At 62.6% G+C, this 6,503-nt stretch carries 4 protein-coding genes; all 4 read left to right on the top strand.

Annotated features, from left to right (window positions below; genetic code table 11):
• The first annotated feature begins 42 nt into the window (after positions 1 to 42).
• The 4 genes from NTD85_RS11005 to NTD85_RS11020 all read left to right on the top strand — a co-directional run bounded on the left by NTD85_RS11005 (position 43) and on the right by NTD85_RS11020 (position 6,394).
• Positions 43 to 864: an ABC transporter substrate-binding protein gene (locus tag NTD85_RS11005; RefSeq protein ID WP_262142147.1), complete on the top strand. Its 822-nt coding sequence runs from the start codon at positions 43 to 45 to the stop codon at positions 862 to 864.
• Positions 861 to 1,697 carry an amino acid ABC transporter permease gene (locus NTD85_RS11010; protein WP_003229672.1) on the top strand — a complete coding sequence of 279 codons (837 nt, stop codon included), beginning with the start codon at positions 861 to 863 and terminating at the stop codon, positions 1,695 to 1,697. Before NTD85_RS11005 ends, NTD85_RS11010 begins: the two co-directional genes overlap by 4 nt.
• A gap of 81 nt (positions 1,698 to 1,778) precedes the next feature.
• Complete coding sequence (locus NTD85_RS11015; protein WP_262142148.1) at positions 1,779 to 4,736, top strand: autotransporter domain-containing protein; 2,958 nt, start codon at positions 1,779 to 1,781, stop codon at positions 4,734 to 4,736.
• 200 nt (positions 4,737 to 4,936) lie between these two features.
• Positions 4,937 to 6,394, top strand: coding sequence for an autotransporter domain-containing protein (locus tag NTD85_RS11020; RefSeq protein ID WP_315975134.1), 1,458 nt, complete (start codon positions 4,937 to 4,939; stop codon positions 6,392 to 6,394).
• The last annotated feature ends 109 nt before the right edge of the window (positions 6,395 to 6,503 follow it).

The following is a 6,503-nucleotide window of genomic DNA, read 5'->3' on the forward strand; positions in this document are numbered from 1 at the left end:
ACCATCCGGTTAATAACAACCCCTTTTTTTCAGGTGTCGACTGTGAAATTTCAACCGCTACTGGCCTTGGGCCTGACGATTCTGGCCGCGTCCACTCAAGCCTTCGGCGGCGCCACACTCGATCGCGTCGAACAGAAAAAAGAACTGGTCGGCGTGCTGATGGAAAGCTACCCACCCTTCTCGTTTCTCAATGAGCAAAACCAGCTCGACGGCTTCGACGTCGACGTCGCCAAAGCCGTCGCGGACAAGCTGGGGGTCAAGCTGCGCCTCGAAACGCCGTCCTGGGACGTCATTGCGGCCGGCCGCTGGAGCGGGCGCTATGACATCTGCATCTGCTCCATGACCCCGAGCAAGGCCCGCGCCGAAGTGTTCGATTTCCCGGTCGAGTACTACGCCTCGCCTGCCGTGATCGTGGTCAACGCCAAGGACGATCGCATCCACGGCGCCAAGGACCTGAGCGGCAAGAAAGTCGGCCTGACCAGCGCCAGCAGCTACGAAAGTTATCTGAACAAGAATCTGGTCATCGAAGGCGCCGAAGACACGCACCTGGAATACCCGTTCGAAGATGTGCAGATCGCTCCGTACGATACCGACAACGTTGCCTTCCAGGACCTGGGCCTGGGCGCCGGTGTGCGCCTGGACGCCATCCTCACCAACCTGGTGACCGCGCAGCCGCGCCTGAATCAGGACCAGCGCTTCAAACTGGCCGGCACGCCGCTGTACTCGGAGCCGAACTCGGTGGCCATCGAAAAGGGTGACGCCGAGTGGGACGCCAAAGTGCGCGAGGTGTTTGCGCAACTCAAGCAGGACGGCACGCTGAGCAAGCTGTCGCAGAAATGGATCGGCGCCGACATCAGCCAATGACTGCCTTCCCGACACCTCCACAGCCGCCACAACCGGTGGCTGAATCGCGCCTGCAACGGCTGTTCGGTTTCCGCACGCGCCTGTACCTGACATGGGCGGCGATGTTCAGCCTGTTCGCCGGGTTTTTCCTGAGCTTCGATTTGAAGCTCTCGATCATCCTCGACAAGCTGCCGAATCTGCTCGGCGTGCACCTGGCGCCCAACGGCTTTCTGCAGGGTGCGGCACTGACCCTGTTTCTCTGCGCGTGCGCCATCGTCGCCTCGTCCTTGCTGGGCTTCGTCACCGCCCTCGCGCGCCTGTCGAAAAGCGCCGTGGCGTTCGGTATCGCCAGTTTCTACACCTCGTTCTTTCGCGGCACGCCGCTGCTGATCCAGATCCTGCTGATCTACCTCGGCCTGCCGCAACTGGGTGTCGTACCCGGCGCGGTGGTGGCGGGGATCATTGCCCTGTCACTCAACTATGGCGCCTACCTCAGCGAGATTTTCCGCGCCGGCATCCTCGGCGTGCCCTACGGCCAACGCGAAGCTTCGCTGGCGCTGGGCATGCGCGAGAGCGTGATCTTCTGGCGCATCACCCTGCCCCAGGCGATGCGCACGATCATCCCGCCGACCACCAACCAGTTCATCTCGATGCTCAAGGACTCATCACTGATCTCGGTGATGGGCGTCTGGGAAGTGATGTTTCTGGCGCAGTCCTACGGCCGCTCGAGCTACCGCTACATCGAGATGCTGACCACGGCAGCGATCATTTACTGGCTGATGTCGATTGGGCTGGAGTTGATTCAGGCGCGAATGGAGCGGCATTACGGCAAGGCTTATGTGCGGCGTAGCTGAGCTGATCCGACAACAGACATCATTCTGTAAAAACCCATCGCTATACAGAACGGCCCGCTTATAACAAAAGGCCGTCCACCCATGACCTTCCCGCCTCAGCGCTTGTCCCTTGCTGCCGTTCTGCTGATCACCGCCGGCACCGCCCACGGCAAGACCGTGCAGATCGACACTGCCACTACTGCCGCGCAAACCCTTGGCGGCAGTGACACGCTGACGATCTCGGCACCGGGCAGCATCACCAATAGCGGCAAGGCGGTAAGCCTGAAGGACGGCACCAGCGGCGCCGGTGTGGTGATCGATAACGCCGGCAAAATCGTTTCCAGCGGTGGCCGGGCCATCGACAGCAGTGGTGACCTGACCCAGGCGCGCAATTACCAGATTTACAACCGCAGCGGCGGGCAGATTCTCGGCGCCAATGACGCTTTGCGTATCGACAGCAACTTCGTCAGTGGCAGTCTGTTGATCGACAACAGCGGCGTGATTCGCTCGACCAGCGGTCAAGGCCTGGACCTCGATGCGCTGCGCAGCGACGGCGTCAAAACCACCCTCATCAACCGCGCTGGCGGACTGATTCGTGGCGATGCCAGCGACGGCATGAAGACCGGCGCCAACGCGACGATTACCAACTACGGCGAGATCTCCACCGGCGACTCGCACAACGCCGATGAGAAATTCGATGGCATCGACATCGACTCGGCCAGCGGTGTCAGCGTGACCAACTACGGGGTGATTTCCGGCGGCCGCCATGGCATCACCACCGACCTCGGTGCGACGCTGGTCAACTATGGGCAGATCACCGGCCGCAATGGTTCCGGATTCGGTTCCGACGGCGATGGTACGGTGATCAACCACGGCACCATCACCGGTGCTTACTCAGGCTTGCAGGCGAACGGTGACGGTGATGGCGTGGACATCGACAAGATCGCCCACATCGAAAACTACGGCACCATTCAGGGCGTCGGTGCGGGAGGCGTGGACAAGGGCGGATTCGCCAACGGCAGCGAGGGCATCGCCCTCGGCGGCGGCTACATTCTCAACGCGAGCAACGCACTGATCAGCGGCGCCAACAGCGCGATTCTGGTGGACGACGGCAGCGGTGGTTCGGGGCTGGCAGCCACCACCCTGGAGAACTACGGCACTATTCAAGGTCTCGACGGCTTCGGCGTGAAGTTCGTCGGCGAATTCGCCGACAACGTGATCAACGGCGGCACCATCAGCGGCAGCAACGGCCTGGCACTCGACCTCGGTGGCGGCAACGACAGCCTGACCCTGCGTAACGGCAGTCGCTTCGTCGGCGTGGTCGATGGCGGCAGCGGGTACGACCGGGTGGTGATGGACGATGCGGCGGGCGGCAGCTTCGGCGCCAGCCGCAATTTTGAATGGCTGGAGGTCCGGCAAGGTGCGTGGACACTCACCGGCAGCGGCGATTTCAGCGATGGCGGCGCGGTGCGCAATGGCGCGACCCTGATCAACCAGGGCGGCATTGCCGGCAGCCTGACCGTAGACGCCGGCGGTGTGTATGCCGGTGGCGGCTCGGTGGGCAATCTCAACGTCAACGGCACGCTGCGTACCGACACCGGCCTGGGTCGCGCAACCATCGTCCATGACTTGAATATGGGCAGTGGCTCTACCCTCGTCTACGGCGTCAACGCCGATGGCAGCAGCGCCCCGGTTCAGGTCGGCGGCACCGCCAGCCTCAACGGTGCGACCCTGGCGGTGAACCCCGGCAGCGGCACTTATCCGTGGCAGAGCCATTACACCGTGCTGCAAGCCGCCAACGTCAACGGCACCTTCGGCAACGTCACCAGCCACTACGCGTTCCTCACGCCGACACTGGCCTATACACCGACACAAGTCGACCTGACCTACACCCGCAATGACGTGGCCTTCAATCAGTTCGCGGCGACCGGCAACGGCAGCAACGCGGCCAACAGCCTGGCCACGATGGGCAAGAACAACGCGCTGTACAACGCCTTGCTCAACACCACCCAAAGCACGGCCGGCGCGGCGATCGAACAACTGGCCGGCGCCAGCAACGCCAACCTGACCAGCGCCACGCTCGGCGCCAGCAGTCAGGTGGGCAACAGCATGCTGTCGGCTATGCAACAAATGGGCGGCAGCCCGGGGTTGATGGTTGGCCTTGATCAACGCGACACCCCGGTGCTGGCGGCCAACGGCGTACCGTCGGAAGCGCGCAATCTGAATGACCCGAACGCGCGCGGACGCCTGTGGCTGCAAGCCATCGGCGGCTACGGCAAGCTCGACGGCGAGCACGGCAACAGCGGCCTGGAGCAACGCACCAAGGGCAGCGTACTGGGTGCCGACTGGGCACTGAATCCACAGTGGCGCCTCGGCGTACTCGGCGGTTATTCGAAGACTGATCTGGACGCGACCGGCGTCGATGGCAACGTCGAGAGCTGGCACGTCGGCGTCTACGCACTGCGCCAAAGCGGCCCGTACTCCCTGCGCCTCGGCGCCGCCTACAGTGGCCATCAGGGCGAAAGCAAACGCACGGTGGCGTTCAATGGTTTCAGTGATCGGCCCAAAGGCGATTACGACGCCGACAGCCAGCAAGCCTTCTCCGAACTCGGCTACGCCATGGGCAGCGGCCGCCTCAGCGCCGAACCGTTCGCCAGCCTCGGCTACCAGCGCTACCACCGCGACCGTTACCAGGAAAAGGGTGGCGCCGCCGCACTGGACGTCGACAGCCAGACCCAGGACAACTTCAGCAGCACCTTCGGCCTGCGCCTGGCGCACCTGAGCAGCCTCGACAACGGCATGAGCCTGACCCCGCGCATGGCCGCTGGCTGGAAACACACCTACGGCGATGTCAGCAGCTCGACGCGTCAGGCATTCGTGGTCGGCGGCAGCGCATTCAATGTCGATGGCAGTTCGATGGATCGCGACAGTCTGGTGCTCGAAGCCGGACTGGATCTGGGGATTTCCGCCCGGCACTCGCTGGGTATCGGCTACAGCGGCGAGATCGGCAACAACAGTCGCAACCATGGGTTGATCGGGCAGTGGCAGATGAGTTTCTGAGATTTCGCCAATCGATACTTCAGCAGGTGTTGTAGGCAAAGGCGTCTGGACAGTCGGGTAAACGAGGCAGATTCGAAACTTGCCAGTGACCCGGCTACACAACCAGCCCGCAAAACCTGCACTCTGCTCGGAATCGCCCGGCATCGGCGCACCGGCATCGACTTTTAGAGTTTGGTCTCATTCTTCGAGAGACCAACTGCATGCCCATTCACACCTACAAGCTTCAACATCTGGTCCTGGCCGTTGCATTGGCTGTCGGGTGCGTAGAGTTTTCACTGGCCGAGCAAACGGAACCTCAGGTCAACGCAGAGGTGAAGCCCAAGAAGCCGCGCAAGAAGACGGAAAAGCCCGTTACGCCGAAGCCGATGGACGCTGGGGAAACGGCAGCAAAGAGCGATCCGCTTCCAGAAAAAAATGCCGACCGAGCGCAGACGCCTGTGGCGCCAGGCCATCCGCCGGGTGAGGCTCCGCCGAAGAAAATCGTCCCGACAGAAAACGGCAGTGCGATCAAAAAAAGCATTCAAAAACCAGCCTCCTCGCCCGATCCGGTTCAGGCGAAAAAGCCAGAGACTCTGCCAGCCCCGGCACCTGAGCCCGCCCGGCAAATAGCTGCCCCGGACAATGCGGCGGTCGAGGCCCTGCAGACCGCCGATCAGACCGCCACCGTCATCGCCCTCGACCAACTCGCCGCCGGCAGCAACGCCAATCTCGCCAAAGCCACACTGAGCAGCGTCAATCCGGTCAGCGCCAGCATGCTCTCGGCGATGCATCAACTGGACAACCGTAATGCAGCGCAGGGATCGGGGAATGCGCCGCGTCTGGCGGCTGGCGGCGAAGGCAACGGGCGGGTCTGGCTGCAAGCGCTGGGGCACGGCGGCAAGGTCGATCGTGACGTCGACAGTGTCCTGAAGCATTCCACCCAAGGTCTGATATTGGGTGCCGACTGGCGACTCGACGAGCAATGGCATGTCGGCCTGATGGGCGCAAAAGCGCAGACCCGCTTCGACGCCCGACACTTCGACGGCGATCTCGACAGTTGGCACCTCGGCGCCTACGCGCTGCGGCAAGACGGCCCGTTCGCCCTGCGCCTGGGGGCCACGTACGGCCATCATGACGGCAACGGCAAACGTCGCGTCGACTTCAATGGTTTCAGTGATCGGCTCAAGAGCAGCTATGACGCCAGTACCCAGCAGGTCTTTGCCGAAGTCGGCTACAACCTCGGTCGCGGCAACGTCAGCATCGAACCGTTCGCCAGTGTGGGTTATCAACGCTACCAGCGTGACGGCTACACCGAGAAAGGTGGCGATGCGGCACTCAAGGTTCACGGGCAAACACGGGCGAATCCGAGCAGCACCCTCGGCCTGCGCATGGCGAACACCAGCCACCTGTCCAATGGCATGCAGCTGACGCCGCGCCTGAGCGCGAGCGTAAAACACACCTACGGTGAGCTCGACAACGAAACGCGCCAGCAACTGGTCAGGGGTGGCAAAAGCTTTGAAGTCACCGGAGCCGAGATGGATCGCAACAGCTTTACGCTGGATGCGGGTGTGGATCTGACTCTGTCCGCCCGCAACACCTTGGGCATTGGCCTCACTGGCGAGGCCGGCAACGACAGCCGCAGTTACGGCGTGACAGGCCAGTGGCGAATGGCGTTCTGACACAACGCGCTTGTGTAGGAGCTGCCGCAGGCTGCGATCTTTTGACTTTGCTCTTGAAGATCAAAAGATCGCCGCCGGCGGCAGCTCCTACAGAGGACGGTAAATTGCA

This window comes from Pseudomonas sp. 13B_3.2_Bac1, assembly GCF_025466205.1.
Classification (GTDB): domain Bacteria; phylum Pseudomonadota; class Gammaproteobacteria; order Pseudomonadales; family Pseudomonadaceae; genus Aquipseudomonas; species Aquipseudomonas fluorescens_H.